This window comes from Parasynechococcus marenigrum WH 8102 (assembly GCF_000195975.1).
Lineage (GTDB): Bacteria > Cyanobacteriota > Cyanobacteriia > PCC-6307 > Cyanobiaceae > Parasynechococcus > Parasynechococcus marisnigri.
The window spans coordinates 1,221,389-1,238,481 of the sequence record NC_005070.1 but is presented as its reverse complement, the minus strand read 5'-3'; the positions used below and the strand labels follow the sequence as shown (position 1 = coordinate 1,238,481).

Here is a 17,093-nt window from a genome sequence, read left to right as displayed (position 1 = left end):
ATGAGCCATCCACTCCGTTCCGTTCTGGCTGATGTCGGTCCCGATAGTTGCCCGGGCTCCTTCAACTTCCACTGCCACACGATCTGCAGTGACGGCAGCCTGGAGCCCCTTGAGCTGATCCGCCAGGCATCAGAGCGTGGGCTCTCCCATCTGGCTGTGACCGATCACCACAGCGCACGGGCCTTTCAACCGATGGCGGATTGGCTCCAGGCACAACGGGATGCGGGGGCCGTGGTGCCGACGTTGTGGACCGGTATGGAGATCAGCTGCCTGCTCAAGGGATGCCTTGTTCATGTGCTGGCACTGGGGTTTGAACCAGGGCATGCGGCCCTGGAGCCCTACAACCGGGGCGACTCCGTGGTGGGAGAGGCCCTACGGGCTGACGCGGTGGTTAAGGCGATTCACACCGCAGGGGGCCTGGCTGTTCTGGCTCATCCAGCCCGCTATCGACTGGGCCATGACGTGCTGATCGATGAGGCCGCTCGACTCGGTTTTGACGGTGGTGAAGCCTGGTACGACTACGACATGCAGACGGTGTGGGCACCCAGCCCAATGATCTGTGAAGCCATCGACCGCCAACTTGCCAACCTTGGCCTTTTGCGTACGTGTGGCACCGACAGTCACGGAATCGACCTTGGTGGCCGCTAAGTTCATCCCATCTCAGTTCCGGTCGACATGGGCTTCTTTGATCGTCTGCTGAAAAAGGACTCGCAGGATTCCGACAACACGATCAAGCCACGCAAGCCAGCCAAGGCGAAGCCGGCCGAATTCTTCCTGGATGCTGATTCCTCCTCCTCCCTGGGAGATGTGAATTACATGCGCGAGTCAAAGACGATTCGCCGCACCTTCCCAGGCACCGTCGACAGCCCCGGCACGAAGGAACAGATCATGACGGTGGCCGCGGAAACCGAATCCGTGGATATTCGCAGTGAAGGTCTTGGCGACAGGGTGACGAAGGAGGAGTCGATTGATCTGACGGCGGGCATTCCCAAGCCCGTGAAGAAAACCTTCGCCGAACAGGTCACCACTGAAGAGATGAACAAGCGGCTGCGCGGCACGGCCGTGACATCCGTGAACACGCCAGCTGCCGCGAACGCGGCACCCGTCGCTCGTAAGGAGATCCTCAAAGCGGAGGAACCCCCCCAAGCCAAGGTCGGCCAGGCTGCAGCTTCATCCAAGCCAGGGTCCATCGATCCCTTCCGCCAGATGGTTCGGGACCTCAACAAGTAAGGGCACCGCGTTCGATCCTTGCTTCACTGCTGCTGATCAATTCCTTCAGCAAAGCAAGTTGACTCTCTCTGGCGCCCGTCCATAGACCTCGATTGGACGCTTCGAGCAGTCGTTCTGACATGTCCCGCAGTACCCAGGGGTTGCGATCGCTGAGAAAGGTCTGGTTCACGGGATCCGCCAGCCAGCGATCGCACACCGCTCCGTAGCACCAGTCCGGGACGCGGTCGGTTGCCGCGTCGTAGGCGAACAGGTAATCCAGGCTCGCCCCCATCTCAAACGCACCCTTGTACCCGTGTTGCTGCATCCCTTCGATCCAACGGGGATTGAGCATGCGGCTGCGCATCACCTTGTCCAGTTCCTTCTCAAGCCGATGCAGTCGGGGGCGCTCGCGGCGTGAATGATCACCGAACCACAACTGGGGACGCTGACCGGACACCTGCTCGGCTGCAGCACTGAGGCCACCGTGAAACTGGTAGTAATCGTCGGAATCGAGCAGATCATGCTCGCGGTTGTCCTGGTTGTGGAGCACAACCTGAACAGACGACAGGGCCTGCTCCAGACCGGAGCGATCGGCAACGGGCTCCGCTGAACCGTCGTAGCGCCACTGGCTCCAGCACAGAAAGGCCTCACCCAGATCCCTGCGCGACTCCCATGCACCACTGTCGATCAAGGCCTGCAACCCAGCGCCATAGGCGCCGGGGGCGGATCCATAGATTCGTCCTTGTGGGCCATCACGACGGGTGAGGCTGGCCAGAGGGTTGATCTCCTCTGGTTCCTCCAGCAAGGCCACCATCTGTTGTGCCTGGTTCACCCAGCTCACCAGCTGCGGGAACGCATCCCGGAACAAACCGGAGATCCGCAACACCACATCCACCCGAGGTCGCCCCAGGAGATCGGCAGGGATCACCTCTAGATCCACCAGACGCCTGCTGGGGCCATCCCAGACGGGGCGGACGCCGATCAGCGCCAGCAGCTGGGCGATATCTTCACCGCCATTGCGCATCGTGGCGGTCCCCCAAACCGAAAGAGCCAGGTGGCGCAGGGGTTCACCTTCATCCTGAAGATGCAGATCCAGCAAGCGTTCGGCGGAGCGGCGGCCAAGGTCCCATGCCGCCTCCGTCGGCAGCCCACGGAGATCCACGGAATAGAAATTACGACCGGTGGGCAGCACATCCGGCCGGCCACGACTGGGGGCCCCAGAGGGACCAGCAGCGATGCGGCGGCCCTCCAGACCCCGCATCAGTCCCTGACGTTCTGCCTCGTCACAAGCCTGCAAGCGTTTCCACAGCTCCAGGCAGCGTTGCCTCAGGGGCGCTGATGTCTCCACCAGTGATCGAAACGGTGTTGCCAGATCCACGGCCTGCTCGTGGAGCACGAGCTGTCTGAGGATCAACAAGCCCTGCTGCTCCAACCACGCGCTGCCATCCCCCACCCGGCGGCAGCGCTGGCAACCGAGCGCTGCCAATCGCGCGCGGTCGGCTGGATCGAGGGACTCTCCGTCGTCCTGAGACCAGGGGTCGAATTCCAAGCCAGCTTCCCGGGCCATCAATTGCGTCAGGCCAGGCTGACCCTGCAACGGTGGACGCGCCAAGGCCATCAGCAGCTCAGTCATGGCAGCGTCGTCTGGGCACTGGCCATAGCGATGCAGACCCGTGCGGATCTGCGACTCCTTCAACTCGCAGAGATAGGTTTCCGCCTGGTCAAGACAACTGTTGAGTCGGTCCGGGTTCTTCTTCAGCTCTCGTCGGCTCGGGATCTCTGGCCAGTCCAGATCCTGAAGGGTGCTGAGCACCTGGGTTTCCAACACCTGGGTGCGCTCACCACCGAGCTGTCGGGCCTCCACCAGTTCATCCAGCAGTCCCTCAAGTTTCTGAAGGCCTCCGTGCAGACCGGCGCGGCCTAAGGGTGGGGTGAGGTGATCCAGCACCACCGCATGGCCCCGGCGTTTGGCCTGGGATCCCTCCCCTGGGTCGTTGACGATGAAGGGGTAGAGATGCGGCAAGGCACCAAGGGCGAGATTGGGGCCACAGGCCGCACTGAGACCCACCCCTTTGCCCGGCAACCATTCAGCACTGCCGTGCTTGCCCACATGCACCATCACCTGGCTGCCATGGACCTCTCGCAACCACAGGTACTGAGCCAAGTAGCGGTGCGGTGGCGGCAGGTCCGGCGAATGCAGATCAGCGATCTGATCCGGGTCATAGCCCCGATCCGGCTGCAGCAGCACCACCAGATGGCCATAGCGCAAACCATGAATGGCAAACCCACGCTCCCCATCGAGATCACAGGCCTGCTGCGGCTCTCCCCAGCGGCTGACGATCCGTGCTTTGGCCTCGCTTGGAATGGTGTCCCACCAGGCTTGGTAGGTCTCCAGCGGCAGGTGATCAAGGGGGGGGCGGTAACGGCCCTCGGCTGAGTTGGTGCGTCCCGCCAGCAACGACGCAATCAATCGATCGCCATTGGAGGGTATGGGGTGCTCGCCGAGTTGATAACCCGCGTCGGCCAGCCAACCGATGATGTTGACCACGCTGGCCGGAGTATCCAGCCCAACCCCGTTGGCCACACGCCCATCCCGCACCGGATAGTTGGCCAACACCATGGCCATCCGCCGATGCTTGGCAGGTGTGTCCTGGAGATCAATCCAGCAGGCTGCGTGCTCCACCAGCCAGTTGATGCCGTCCCGATCCGGTTGCTGCGTCGTGATCGCCGTAGCGAGACCGCTGAGGGGGGGGCGTGCCTGCCGGAATGCGCATGGGCGGGTGGTGACCCGGGCGTCCAGTTCAGGCATCACCACCTGCAGCGACAGGTCCAGGGGTTCCAGGCCACGGCTGGACTGCTGCCAACGCTCCCGGCTGGTGCCGGCGGTCAGCAGCTGCAGCACCGGTCGGTCCAGGCTGTCCCAAAGGGCACTGCCGAGGCCGGCTTGCTCCGTGGTGACGGAGGCGAAGGCCGTTCCGGAGATCACCACCTGAGCGCCCTGGCTGCGGAGCAGATCGAGGACTCCGGCCTGGACGGCAGGGTCCCTCAGGCTGCTCACCCAGATCAGGCGAGGCCGAAGGCCACGCTCCCGCAGGGCTTGATTCAGGTGCTGCGCAAGAGCGGTGTCCCCGGCCTGTAACTGGGCGCGGTAGAGAACCACTCCAACGGTGGCACCAGGATCGTCCTGCCAGTCCCAGGGGAAGGGATCGGCCAGGGGTGCCACCTCGATCTCCTCGCTGTCCGGTGGCGTTCCGTCTAGCAGTGCCTGAATGGCATCGAGCAGCCTGGCCATGTTGGTCTCGCCCCCTTCCCGCAGCAGGGCCGCAAGACGATCCGCAAGTGCGGGCACCACGGTGCCGATCCCACGTAGATCCCCCTGCTGATCAACCGTTCCCGCCAGCACCAGCAATTGCCGATCGGCGACTTCTTCACTCCAGCGCTGGAGCTGCTCCAACCCATAACTCCAGTGGCCGCGGCTGCCGAGCAGGCGCACCACGATCAAACGAGCCTGGGTCGCGGTGGAAGCGAGGTAGTGGTCGAGCTGGGCCGGATGACTGAGGTTGTCGAGATGGAGAGCCCTGATTCGGCTGTTCCAATCCGGGGAGGCCTGCACCACTGCTTCAAGGCAGCTGAGGTCGGTCCCTGCACTGGAGAGAAGCAGAACATCCGCCGGGGGTTGCTCAACGAGCACCAAATCCTCGGGAGGATCAATGCCCGGGCAACTGGCAAGACGATGCATGGCCTCATTCTCCTTGCGCGGCAGCCGGTGGTGAGAAGATTCAACAATCGGGTTTCCCCCAGCGATGCATCAGTTCCTGCCCTACGCCTGGTTTCAGGGTCAGTGCGTGCCTTTCGAGGAGGCCAGGATCTCCATCGCAACCCATGCCCTGCATTACGGCACAGGTGCGTTCGGCGGCATGCGCGCCATTCCTGATCCGCAGAGCAGCGGATCGATGCTGTTGTTTCGTGCCGATCGCCATGCACGGCGGTTGAGCCGAAGCGCACGGTTGCTGCTCACTGATCTGAGCGAAGCAACGATTCTCGAAGCGTTGACGGCGATGCTGCAGGCGAACAAACCGCAGCAACCCATTTATCTGCGACCGTTTGTTTACACCAGTGATCTCGGCATCGCGCCGCGGTTGCACGACATCGAGACCGACTTCCTGATTTACGGGTTGCCGCTGGGGGATTACCTCTCACCGGACGGCGTCAGTTGCCGCATCAGCAGTTGGACGCGACAGGAGGACCGTTCCCTCCCCCTGCGCGGCAAGATCTCAGGGGCCTACATTACCAGTTCTCTGGCCAAGACCGAGGCCGTCCAGAGCGGATTCGACGAAGCTCTGCTGTTGAACAGTCGCGGCAAGATCAGCGAAGCCAGCGGCATGAATCTGTTCCTGGTTCGTGACGGTCAACTGATCACGCCAGGCGTTGACCAGGACATTCTTGAGGGCATCACCCGGGCAAGCGTGATCGAACTGGCCAAGGCCATGCAGATTCCTGTAGTGGAACGCCCTGTGGACAAAACAGAGCTGTTCATCGCCGATGAGGTCTTCCTCACCGGCACGGCAGCGAAGATCACTCCGATCCGCCAGATCGAATCAACGCAGATGAACACGGATCGACCGGTGATGACCGCACTGAAGACGCGGTTGGTGTCGATCACCGAAGGCCGAGATACGGCCTATGAACACTGGGTGACCCGAATTCCTATCGCGTGAGGTTCGCATTGAGCTTTTCCTAAGATCAGGCCCAACAAAGACTGGAAGACATGGTGGTGGCGCAGGCATCCCGGCAACTCACCAACTCCCGTTTCCTGGATCACCTCAACGGCCCGGAGCGGCCCGTGTTGGTGTTTGACGGGGCCACGGGCACCAGCCTCCAGGGCCTCGACCTGACCGCCGAGGATTTCGGTGGCCCTGAGTTGGAGGGGTGTAACGAAAATCTGGCCGTCACCAAACCCGAGGCGGTGAAAGCGGTGCATCGTCAGTTCCTCGAAGTGGGCTGCGATGTGATCGAGACAGACACCTTTGGAGCGGCCTCGATCGTTCTCGCGGAATACGGCCTTGAGGACAAGGCTTTTGAACTCAACAAACGGGCGGCGGAACTGGCCCGGGAGATGGCCGACGAATTCAGCACCCCTGATAAGCCCCGCTTCGTGGCTGGGTCCATGGGACCCACCACCAAGCTGCCGACCCTGGGGCACATCGACTTCGACACGATGCGCGATTCCTTCCGGGAACAGGCCGAAGGATTGATTGCCGGCGATGTTGACCTGTTCATCGTTGAGACCTGCCAGGACGTGCTGCAGATCAAGGCCGCGCTGCAGGGCATTGAAGAAGCGTTTGAAGCCTCCGGTGAGCGGCGGGCGCTGATGGTGTCAGTGACCATGGAAACCACCGGAACGATGCTCGTCGGCACGGACATCGCTGCCGTGGTGTCGATTCTTGAGCCGTTTCCGATCGACATTCTCGGGCTCAACTGCGCCACCGGTCCGGAGCAGATGAAGGAGCACATCCGCTACCTCTCAGAGCACTCCCCGTTCACGGTGAGCTGCATTCCCAACGCCGGTCTGCCCGAAAACGTGGGTGGCGTGGCCCACTACCGGCTCACTCCAGTGGAACTGAAGATGCAGCTGATGCACTTCGTTGAAGATCTGGGCGTGCAGGTGATCGGTGGTTGCTGTGGCACCACCCCGAGTCACATCGGATCACTGGCGGAGCTCGCGGCGGAACTCAAACCGGCCCTACGCAGCTCACGCCACGATGCTGCCTCCGATGCGAACGTCCGTCCGGCCCTCAACTACGAACCGGCTGCGGCATCGATCTACGGGGTTACCCCATACCAACAGGACAACTCCTTCCTGATCATCGGGGAACGGCTCAACGCCAGTGGCAGCCGCAAGGTGCGCGAACTGCTGGCGGAAGAGGACTGGGACGGACTGGTGTCCGTGGCCCGGGGTCAGGTCAAGGAGAACGCTCACGTTTTGGACGTCAACGTCGACTACGTCGGTCGCGATGGCGAGCAGGATATGCATCAGCTGGTGAGCCGTCTGGTCACCAACGTGAACCTGCCACTGATGCTCGACTCCACCGAGTGGCAGAAAATGGAAGCTGGCCTCAAGGTTGCTGGGGGTAAGTGCATCCTCAACTCGACCAACTATGAGGACGGGGACGAACGCTTCTTCAAGGTGCTTGAGCTGGCGCGTCGCTACGGCGCTGGCGTGGTGGTTGGAACCATCGATGAAGACGGCATGGCTCGCACGGCTGAGAAAAAGTTTGCCATCGCCCAGCGGGCCTATCGCGATGCCCTGGAGTTCGGCATCCCGGCCCATGAAATCTTTTACGACCCACTGGCGCTGCCGATTTCCACCGGCATCGAGGAAGACCGGCTCAATGGCAAGGCCACTGTCGACTCCATTCGCATGATCCGTGAAAACCTCCCCGGGGTTCACGTGGTGCTGGGGGTCAGCAACGTCAGTTTTGGTCTCTCGCCAGCAGCACGGATCACGCTCAACTCCGTCTTCCTGCATGACTGCTGTGAAGCCGGCATGGATGCAGCCATCGTCAGCCCTGCCAAAATTCTGCCGCTGATCAAGATCACTGAAGAGCACCAGACGGTGTGCCGTGATCTGATCAACGACAACCGTCGCTTCGACGATGGAATCTGCGTTTACGACCCGCTCACCGAACTCACCAAGCTGTTCGAGGGCGTCAGCGCCAAGGAAGCCCGGGCTTCAGGCCCCTCGCTGGCCGATCTGCCGATTGAAGAACGGCTCAAGCAGCACATCATTGATGGAGAGCGCATCGGCCTAGAGCCCTCCCTCGACGAGGCGCTGCAGGCCTATCCACCTCTGCAGATCATCAACACCTTCCTACTGGATGGCATGAAGGTGGTGGGTGAATTGTTCGGCAGCGGCCAGATGCAGCTCCCCTTCGTACTGCAAAGCGCCGAGACGATGAAATCTGCTGTGGCTTATTTGGAACCTCATATGGAAACAGCAGAAGGCGAAAGCACGAGCAAGGGCAAGTTCTTGATCGCCACCGTGAAGGGCGATGTCCATGACATCGGCAAGAACCTAGTGGACATCATCCTCACCAACAACGGCTACGAGGTGGTCAATCTCGGAATCAAACAAAGCTGTGAAGCGATTGTGGAAGCCCAGCACGAACACCAGGCTGATTGCATTGCCATGAGTGGTCTGCTGGTGAAGTCCACGGCATTCATGAAGGACAACCTCAAGGCGTTTAACGACGCTGGCATTGATGTTCCCGTCATCCTTGGCGGTGCCGCCCTGACACCTCGATTTGTTCAGAAGGATTGCCGCGAGGTTTACAACGGGAAGGTCATCTACGGACGTGATGCCTTCGCTGATCTTCGGTTCATGGATGCCCTGATGGATGCCAAGGGCAATGACAACTGGAACAACCTTGAAGGCTTCATAACCGATGTCCCGAGCGGTGTAGGCCTCGATGAGGAGACTGAATCGTCGACCGTTGAACGCTCCACCGCTGAGGAGAAGTCACAGCAGGATGCACCATCCCCTCAGCTCCCGGTTACGACCGTTCGATCCGAAGCCGTGCCGGCGGAGCCAACACCCACAGCCCCATTCTTGGGATCAGTTGTCATAACTGAAGCAGACGTCGACATTGAAGAGGTGTTCGGCTTTCTTGATCGCAACGCCCTGTTTGCCGGACAGTGGCAATTGCGCAAAGTCCAGCAGCAATCGCGTGATGAGTATGACGCGATGTTGAAAGAGAAGGCTGAACCGGTTCTGCAGCAGTGGGTGGATCGATGCCTTCAGGAATCGCTGCTCACCCCAAGGGCGGCCTATGGATATTTCCCGGTCGGTCGCGATGGGAATGCCCTGAGGGTCTTTGATGCCAGTGGAGAGACTGAGCTTGGCCGTTTCGACCTTCCACGCCAGCGCTCCGGCAACCGTTACTGCATTGCTGACTTCTTTCAGGACATGACAGCCGACGGTCGTCCGGGCGATGTCCTGCCGATGCAGGCGGTGACCATGGGAGACAAGGCCAGTGAGGTAGCCCAGGAGCTGTTCAAGGGCGATCAATACAGCGATTACCTGTACTTCCACGGACTGGCGGTTCAGATGGCCGAAGCGATGGCGGAATGGGTCCACGCCCGCATCCGCCGCGAACTTGGCTTTGCTGATCCGGACGGCATGCCACTGCGGGATGTCTTGGCGCAGCGCTACCGAGGCAGTCGCTACTCCTTTGGGTACCCCGCTTGCCCGAACGTGGCCGATTCACGCCAGCAACTCTCCTGGCTCGGAGCAGACCGAATTGGTCTGTCGATGGATGCCAGCGACCAGCTGTCCCCCGAGCAGAGCACGACGGCACTGGTAGCGCTGCACAGCAAGGCCCGCTACTTCAGCGCATAACCTGAGTCGCCCTTTTCAGCAGACCATGGCGATTGCCGGACCCGATGGCGTGGATGCCGCCATCAAGGCGGGTGTTGATCTTGATGGTTCCCCGATCCCAGCACCCATGCTGGCCCTCTACAACGAAGTCATGGACCTGGAAAGCCAGCGCGCCCGCAGCGGCGTGATCAAGTCCATGCGCAACCGGGTGGTGAAGACCGGAGCGAAGCACTTCGACCGGGAAAGCCTGAACCAACGACTGCTCGATGCCGGTTGGGACGGTCTGAAGGACAAGGAGATTGCCTTCTACTTCGGCTGATCCGGGAGTTGAACGGCCCCAGGCTCTGTTGGGGTCACCCCTGACAGAGCTTCTCCATGGTGTCGATCACCTCCTGCTGGAACTCCTCCAGAGCATTCGACTCACTGAGGTCGATTCCTTCACCGGCGGCGTTCTGGGCCAGGTCCTGGAAGTGAAAGGCCCCTTCACCGTTGGCCAGGAACTCAATCGCTGAGCTCTCACCGCTCTCGCGAAAGGCATCGCAGAGCGCCAGGAACGCAGCGTCTTCCGTGAACTCCCAATCCATCGAGTGGACATGACTGAATGACCTTTACCGCGTTCCCCCAGGGGTTCGTCAACTGTCTGACGTCAAAATGTGCCACTCCTTCGGCAGACTCCTCCTGTGATTCCTGTCCGGATGGCCAGCTCAACAGCACCTTCTGCCCCTCTCAACGTTCTCGGGAAGCCTCTGCAGGTGTGCGGTTGCTCACCGATGACCGGTTGGTATCGAAACGGGACCTGCCAGACCGATCCCAGCGACCTCGGCCAGCACAGCATCTGCTGCGTCATGACCGAAGCCTTTCTCCGATACAGCAAGGCACAGGGAAACGACCTGTCAACACCCGTCCCTGCCTTTCAGTTCCCTGGACTGAAGCCAGGTGATCATTGGTGCGTTTGTGCTCCGCGTTGGAAGCAGGCCTACGACGACGGCATGGCTCCCCTGGTGTCCCTCGAAGCGACCGAAAACACCGCACTGTCCGTGGTGAGTCTTGATCAGCTGAAGGAGCACGCTTACCAATCGATCGGTTGACCGTCCCAGGCCAGAAACGCTCCTGAATCCTCCGGACCCTGGGCGAGAAGCACATCCACAAGCTGCTGTGCCGCCCGTTGGGGTGTAAATAACTTCTCAGGTGGAACGAAGGTTTGGAATGGTTTGGACAGGGCTGTGTCCGTCGTACCTGGATGCAGAAGCGTCACTGTCGCGAGCGGCAAGCGACGACGCCATTCAATGGAGAGGGATTTAAGCAACTGGTTCTGGGCGGCCTTGGCTGCTCGGTAGCTGTACCAACCGCCACTGCGGTTATCGCCAATGCTGCCAACGCGGGCACTGAGGCTGGCGAAATGGAAGGGGCGATCTCGTCCCAATAGCGGTTCCACCGCTCGAGCGAGCAACACCGGAGCAATGGCGTTGATCGTGAACTGCTCCATCAGGGCGCTGCGCTCCACCTGTCGAAGTCGCTTTTCAGGAACAAGGCCCGGACCATGCAATCGGCCCGTGGCATTCACCACCAACCGCAAGTCACCAGCCTCCGCGCGCAAACAGTCCGTTAATGCTTCAAGATCAGCATCACGTTCAAGGTCGAGAGACAGTTCTTGGACGGGCGGTCCTTGCCGTCCAGCAGTGATCACCCTGAGGCCCGGGCACTGCTGCTTCAAGCGCGCCGTGATTGCTGAACCAATTCCGCCAGTGCCAACAACCAGGGCCAGACCCGTCCAAGCATTGCCGCCAAGGGTCGTCATCGATCGAACAGTTCCACTCCATGACGTCTAGCGAACAGAACGAAGCTCCCGCCTACGATCACCGCGATCTCCATGACCAATTCCGTCGCGATGGTCGCCGAGGGACTGCACAAACTGGCACTGCAACACAGCCAGGAGGCTCTCGAGAATGGCGCCCTTCGGCCATTGAGCACCGATATCGAAACCTGGGCCGGTTCGGGTGACGGCGGCTTCGAGATTCGGCACCTGGTGGGTGCCCCTCCCCGGCACCTCAGGGAAGCCGGTCCGAAACCGAACCCCTTCCGCCCCTGGGATCAGCGCCTCGAGCTGACGCGCGTCGGTAACGAGCACGTGCTCATCCTCAACAAATATCCGGTGCAACTGGGCCACATGCTGTTGATCAGCCAGAGCTGGCAACCCCAGGTCGGGTGGCTGTCATTGCTTGACTGGACTGCGGTCTGCCAGGTGAACCGGGACACCGGTGGGCTTTGGTTTTTCAACAGCGGCCCCCAAGCGGGAGCCAGCCAACCGCATCGACATCTGCAGCTCTTGCCACGGACCAAGGGCGTTCGGCTGTGTCCGCGTGAAGAGTGGTTTCAGCAGCATCTTCTGAATGCGACCTGTTCAAGGCCCATGGACAGCCTTGAACGCAGCATCAAGATCAAGCCATTGCCAGTGACGTGGTCCGGGTCAGCACTTCTGGAGATCTACCTCGACCTTTGTCAGCAAAGCGGCCTGGGCTCACCCCAGCGGGATGAGAAACCCCTTCACCCCTACAACCTCTTGATCAGCACACGATGGATGACCTTGGTCAAACGCTCCTGTGACGAGGTTCACGGTTACAGCGTCAACGCCCTTGGTTTTGCGGGGTATCTGCTGAGCACCGAGCGGTCCAATCGGACCTGGTTGGCAGCCCATAGCCCTGAGGCATTACTGATGAAGGTGGTGGCCACAGATCCGTGATGTCACGGATGCAATGGCCATTTGGGATGTGCATGGCCTTAACAACAGACGGGATGCAATGTCCCGACATTCATTTGTTCATGTCCAACACCACAGTTCAACGGCGCAACCAACAAGTTGAGCGCCACCTTTACCTCGCCGAACGGCTTGCCAGGAGCTTTTCTCAACGAACAGGTCTCGACCATGACGACCTCTATCAGGTGGCGGTCCTTGGTCTGATCAAGGCGACCAAGGCATATAGAAGCGAAACGAACGTTCCTTTCGAGGCATTTGCCAGAGTCCACGCCCGTGGAGCGATCCTTCATTACCTACGCGACAGTGTCGCCCTCGTCCGCCTGCCAAGACGGATCGAGGAGGAAGCACAACGACTCAGTCAAATCCATCAGCCAAAGAACAGCCGCGAGGAGTGGGTGCAGGCTCTGTATCGGAGCAAAAATCGCTGGCTGCCCTGTCCAGAGGAACAGCAGGCCCAATCGAACAGCGGAATTACGATGATGGTGAATGCGGAACGACGTGACGCCATTCAATTGGCCTTTTCCCAGCTCGGAGATGCTGAAAAGCACGCCGTCAAGGCGGTGGTCATTGATGGCCGAAGCCTGCGCAACGTCGGCACAAGCCTCGGAGTATCTGCCATGACCGTTCAACGACGGGTGAAGAAAGGCCTCAAACAGCTGAAGCTCAGGCTGGGCTCACTTCAAACAGCTCACTAAGCATCCCGTTGCATCTGGTCGTGGAGCGTGCCGATGGTTGCATTTAATGCAGCCAGCTGACGCTCCAACCCATCACGCCAGAAGATGAGCATGGCCATCTTTCGCTCCTGATGCTGCCGTCTCCGCTGCTGGAGATCGGAGCTTCCATTGCAGCAAAACGGGGGGAGCATCGAACGAAATCTTCTAATCCAATTCTGGCGGATCCGCCCTGGTCCCGTGAGTCACTGATGGCTTGGCTTGCACGGATCCACGACTTACCGTGAGTCACCTTTGACCAGCAGAACTTCAGCCGAGACCCGACTGAAGGCCGTCTCATGAGGCTCGGACGCGACCCACTTCAAGTCCTGGCCTGCGTCGCAACTGCGACAAGCTGCCTTGTTGTTGCTCAGCCGGCGTCGGCTTACGTCGCTCTCATGGCAGGTCAGCGAGCCAAGCCCCTCAATGGCTCCTTCAACAGCGTTCCCGTCCTGCATTCCAATCAGCCAGAGATCGTGACAGGGCCAGGAATTCTGGTGAACACAGCTCCCGGATCAGCCATTGCGGCCGAAACCAGGCGCCCTCTGAAAAATGCCGACTACACCTTCAACGGCAATTTTGGGGTGCATATGCACCACAAGTACTACCCATTCGACAGCAAAAAACTGGGGGGGGCCAAGAAGCGCGGCCTTCTGACCCTTGGCCTGATTGCGATCAATCCAGGAGATCGACCGGTCACGCTGACGTTCTCCACGGGTTCGGTCAAAAACAGTTTTGAGGCCCCGTACCTTCCAAACAACCTGATGGGAGTCAAACCCCTCGGCAAGCGGCCTTGGAACACTGGCCCGGGTGACGCAACGGCCGTCCAGATGCTGCGCGAAGAGCTGGATCGCAAACTGAAGTCATCCATCACGATTCCTGCTCGCTCCAGCCGTGTTGTGGTCAGTACAGACCTACCGGCACGAGGCATCGCGAATGGCCTGCTCCAAGGTCGCAGCGATGGTCCTTTCCAGCTCGCTGTGGTCGCAGCCGAAGAAAGTCGAAGTGATCAGGCGCTGACAGCTGTTCTTCGCCGAGGCCGTCTCGCCCCCGGTCGCATCTATCTCGATCGCCTGCGGGAGATCCAAACAGGTGAGGTGTTTTCACGCGTCGCCGGTGTTGCCATCGGCGACCGCTACACCGCCAGCAAGGATCACAATCTCAATCAGGGGCCCCTTCACGTCCCTCTGACCAGTACGTCCCGCCACAATTTCGGAACCCGTGATGTTCAGGTGAATCCATTGACCAGCCGGATGGTCGATTCAGCCTTGAACAACGTCGGAACCTACGGAGTCCGTTACGACGTCACCTTGAACCTGAAAGGCCAAGGAGCCCATCAACTGGTGATGAGCCATCCGGTTGTCTCGGGGAAAAAACCTTTTACAGCGTTTCGAGGCTCGATCAGAATTCAACAAGGCGATGAGGTCGAGGAGATCCACGTGGGGCTGCGGGCTGGCGAAAGCCTGGCCTTGACGGACCTTCGCTTGACACCAGGGCGAACCAACCCGGTCAAAATCAGCCTGGTTTATCCCGCCGATGCAACGCCAGGTCATCTGCTGAGTGTTGTCCCTGTTCAACAGCTGGCGATGCTGCATCAACGGCAGAAGCAGCAGAAGGAAGCGCTGGACCAATTGGCCGCCTACAAGAAACAACGCAACGTGGTTCCCAAGCAAGCACCACCCGCGGCAATCGAGCCCGTGGTCACGCCGGCGAACACTCCGGACAAGATCGCAACACCAGCTGTGGAACCTGCCAAAACTCCAGCGACAGCAAAACAGAAGCAACCGAGTCCACCCCCACCGCTACCAGCCATCGTTCCGGTTCCAGCACCTCGCTACACCGACGCCATACGTAGCCAGCAGCAGTGGCTTCGCCAGCTTCAGGGTCGATAACCTTCCGGCAGCAAGGCTGATCGCTTGACCGACGAGGAATCCACGTCGAAAACCATCTCGCTCAAGCTTCCGAGTCGCCAGGTCTCTTTGATCGACCAGCTCAAGCGGGAGTACGGCGTTCGGTCGAGGGGCCAGGTTCTCGAAATTCTCCTCGAAGGAATCCTGGGGGATGTGGAGGATGACGAGTCCAAATCCCCTGACCACCGATCAGTCACAACGGCTGCCCTTGACGCCGACGCCAGCACTGAAGTCACCAGCCTCGTGTTGATTGAATCCCCGACGGAGCGCCATCAACAGCAGGCAGCACCTGCTCCTGTTTCCACCACAGCGGGTGGCATCGATCTCCCTGGCTTTGTCAGCCGTCGCACCAGTCAGCTCAGAGACACTCTTCAGACCCCGAAACGATCTCCATCGTCCAACGACGCACCGTTGCTCTCGTCTGTTGCGCACGAGGATCTACAGGCCGCTGCTCAGGCTGCCGACGATCATTGGTCTTCCCTTTATGGACAGGCACCCGGACAGACCGTTGTGGAAGCAGCGATGCTCTGGTTGGCCAGGGATCTCTGGAGCAATCTGGATGCGAGTGAGGGCCGTTCCTTCACCTGGACAGCTGCCAATGCAGCGATGGAAGAACTCTGTGCTGACTGGAAGGCCGAACCTCCTTCCCTCGGACGGGTCATGGTGGTGGCCGGCGCCCTGGAAGACCCTTTTGCAACGGCTGGCCTCTCCGAACGGATGCCAACGCTTGTCAGGCGCTTTGTGAATCGTTTCCGCCGCAGCCGTCAGGTCACGTCGTTCGAAACGCTCGAATCCACGATGACCGTGCACGGAGCATTGAAGTTGCTCGGTTTATCCACACAAGTCGGGGCCTCCGTCACGATTACGTCGATCCGCGAGGCCTACAAGAACCTGGCCCGAGACGCCCACCCGGATTCCGGCGGATCCACCGACAGCATGCGCCGGCTGAATGAGGCCTATCGACTCCTGCGCGAGCTGTACCGGCAATAAGTAATTGCTGGTCTCAACTGACACACAGCATGAGACGCATATTGCGTCGAGTATGAGATTTATGCGACCCAATGCCGCCTTCGCTGGATCAGCAAGCCGCAAAGACCCCAGTCAACCGAACCTTGCAGAACTCTCATGTCTCAAGATGGACTCATTTTCTGACTCAAATTAAGTCTTATCTGCAAAGACTGAGTAGGCATCAACAATGATTTTTTGACGATTTCTAATGTTCGAGTATCTATATCTTCACAGAGATTGATTTGACGCAGGGTTTCATTCTTAACAGCGAGAAAGCTGACGAGCTCCTGATGTCCTGGTCCCGTCCATGTCATCAGGACAAGGGGAAGAGCCCAGTTAAAGCCGGCATTTTTGTGGCTGCGTATCTGCTATAGACACAGTGACGCAACTCAGCAAGGAAACGATTCTGGTGCGCGCAAATTATGTCGCGCGGTAGTCGCATATGAGACGCGCACAGAGTCTCACCTAAAGACTCGAACGAGCCGATTGAGCGCTTTTAAATCTCACTAAAAAACCCCTGGACGCATCGCGCGACCAGGGGCGAGTCTTGATTGAGACCGGCAAACAAATCAGGTGGATGTCTGCATCCCCTGAATCAGGTAGTCGAAATATGGAGCCGCCAACATCACCTGAGCGTCAGACAGCAGGGCCAGGGAGGCATCCTTCATCGTTTTCATCGCTTCCACCATTCCGGGCATCGGAACACCCAGGCTGTTGTACATCTCGCGAGCGCCGACAAGGCCGATGTCCTGGATCATTTCGGTGCTGCCAGCCAGAACGCCGTAGGTGACCAAACGCAGGTACCAGCTGTAATCACGCAGGCACTGAGCGCGTTGTTTCTGGCCGTAAGCATTGCCTCCTGGGGCGACGTACTCGGGCTTGCGGCCGAACAGCTGCTTGGCGGATTCATCAACGATCTTCTTCTCGTTGTCCGTCAGCACCTTGACGACGGACACTCGCATAGCGCCCTGCTCAAGGAAGGCGACCATGCTTTGCAGTTCACCACTGGTCGGGTACCGCAGATCCTCATCGGCCTGAAGGATGAGATCCCGGACAACACTCATGGAACTGAACAGGCTTCGTGGAGTTTAGTGGTCTCAAGTGGGTCAACCGTCTTGTGACCA

14 protein-coding genes are annotated in these 17,093 nt (G+C 59.8%); 10 read left to right on the top strand and 4 right to left on the bottom strand.

All coding sequences use genetic code 11. From position 1 onward, the window contains the following. On the top strand, positions 1-648 hold the full coding sequence (locus TX72_RS06225) for a PHP domain-containing protein (protein ID WP_011128106.1): 648 nt from the start codon (positions 1-3) through the stop codon (positions 646-648). Between the two features lie 27 nt (positions 649-675). After that, a complete protein-coding gene (locus TX72_RS06220; RefSeq protein ID WP_011128105.1) occupies positions 676-1,230 on the top strand; it encodes a hypothetical protein in 555 nt (184 codons plus the stop codon). On the opposite strand, the gene cobN is transcribed toward TX72_RS06220, so the two are convergent. Next, a complete protein-coding gene (gene cobN, locus TX72_RS06215) occupies positions 1,220-4,948 on the bottom strand; it encodes a cobaltochelatase subunit CobN (RefSeq protein ID WP_011128104.1) in 3,729 nt (1,242 codons plus the stop codon). The genes TX72_RS06220 and cobN overlap by 11 nt on opposite strands. Positions 4,949-5,012: 64 nt before the next feature. Here cobN and TX72_RS06210 point away from each other — a divergent pair, with 64 nt between their 5' ends. From TX72_RS06210 to TX72_RS06200, 3 genes are read left to right on the top strand one after another with little or no spacing between them, the layout of a single operon-like run. Continuing rightward, positions 5,013-5,927 carry a branched-chain amino acid transaminase gene (locus tag TX72_RS06210; RefSeq protein WP_011128103.1) on the top strand — a complete coding sequence of 305 codons (915 nt, stop codon included), beginning with the start codon at positions 5,013-5,015 and terminating at the stop codon, positions 5,925-5,927. 50 nt (positions 5,928-5,977) lie between these two features. After that, on the top strand, positions 5,978-9,607 hold the full coding sequence (metH, locus tag TX72_RS06205; protein ID WP_011128102.1) for a methionine synthase: 3,630 nt from the start codon (positions 5,978-5,980) through the stop codon (positions 9,605-9,607). A gap of 25 nt (positions 9,608-9,632) precedes the next feature. Continuing rightward, positions 9,633-9,905, top strand: a complete 273-nt coding sequence (locus tag TX72_RS06200) for a small RNA NsiR4-regulated ssr1528 family protein (RefSeq protein ID WP_011128101.1) — start codon at positions 9,633-9,635, stop codon at positions 9,903-9,905. Positions 9,906-9,939: 34 nt separating this feature from the next. On the opposite strand, the gene TX72_RS06195 is transcribed toward TX72_RS06200, so the two are convergent. Next, positions 9,940-10,170, bottom strand: coding sequence for a DUF8667 family protein (locus TX72_RS06195; RefSeq protein WP_011128100.1), 231 nt, complete (start codon positions 10,168-10,170; stop codon positions 9,940-9,942). Between the two features lie 111 nt (positions 10,171-10,281). Here TX72_RS06195 and TX72_RS06190 point away from each other — a divergent pair, with 111 nt between their 5' ends. Further along, on the top strand, positions 10,282-10,674 hold the full coding sequence (locus tag TX72_RS06190; RefSeq protein ID WP_011128099.1) for a DUF2237 family protein: 393 nt from the start codon (positions 10,282-10,284) through the stop codon (positions 10,672-10,674). Here TX72_RS06190 and TX72_RS06185 read toward each other — a convergent pair. Beyond that, on the bottom strand, positions 10,656-11,384 hold the full coding sequence (locus TX72_RS06185; protein WP_011128098.1) for an SDR family NAD(P)-dependent oxidoreductase: 729 nt from the start codon (positions 11,382-11,384) through the stop codon (positions 10,656-10,658). The two genes, TX72_RS06190 and TX72_RS06185, sit on opposite strands and share 19 nt — an antisense overlap. A gap of 72 nt (positions 11,385-11,456) precedes the next feature. Here TX72_RS06185 and TX72_RS06180 point away from each other — a divergent pair, with 72 nt between their 5' ends. The 4 genes from TX72_RS06180 (at position 11,457) to TX72_RS06160 (ending at position 15,951) form a co-directional block, all read left to right on the top strand. Continuing rightward, on the top strand, positions 11,457-12,326 hold the full coding sequence (locus tag TX72_RS06180; RefSeq protein ID WP_225867675.1) for an ATP adenylyltransferase family protein: 870 nt from the start codon (positions 11,457-11,459) through the stop codon (positions 12,324-12,326). Positions 12,327-12,406: 80 nt separating this feature from the next. After that, positions 12,407-13,036, top strand: a complete 630-nt coding sequence (locus TX72_RS06175; RefSeq protein WP_042504295.1) for a sigma-70 family RNA polymerase sigma factor — start codon at positions 12,407-12,409, stop codon at positions 13,034-13,036. A gap of 314 nt (positions 13,037-13,350) precedes the next feature. Continuing rightward, on the top strand, positions 13,351-14,943 hold the full coding sequence (locus TX72_RS06165; RefSeq protein ID WP_011128095.1) for a DUF3370 family protein: 1,593 nt from the start codon (positions 13,351-13,353) through the stop codon (positions 14,941-14,943). A 24-nt stretch (positions 14,944-14,967) separates the two neighbouring features. Continuing rightward, on the top strand, positions 14,968-15,951 hold the full coding sequence (locus TX72_RS06160; RefSeq protein WP_011128094.1) for a molecular chaperone DnaJ: 984 nt from the start codon (positions 14,968-14,970) through the stop codon (positions 15,949-15,951). 587 nt (positions 15,952-16,538) lie between these two features. Here TX72_RS06160 and apcD read toward each other — a convergent pair. After that, positions 16,539-17,033: an allophycocyanin subunit alpha-B gene (apcD, locus tag TX72_RS06155; RefSeq protein WP_011128093.1), complete on the bottom strand. Its 495-nt coding sequence runs from the start codon at positions 17,031-17,033 to the stop codon at positions 16,539-16,541. Positions 17,034-17,093 lie beyond the last annotated feature (60 nt).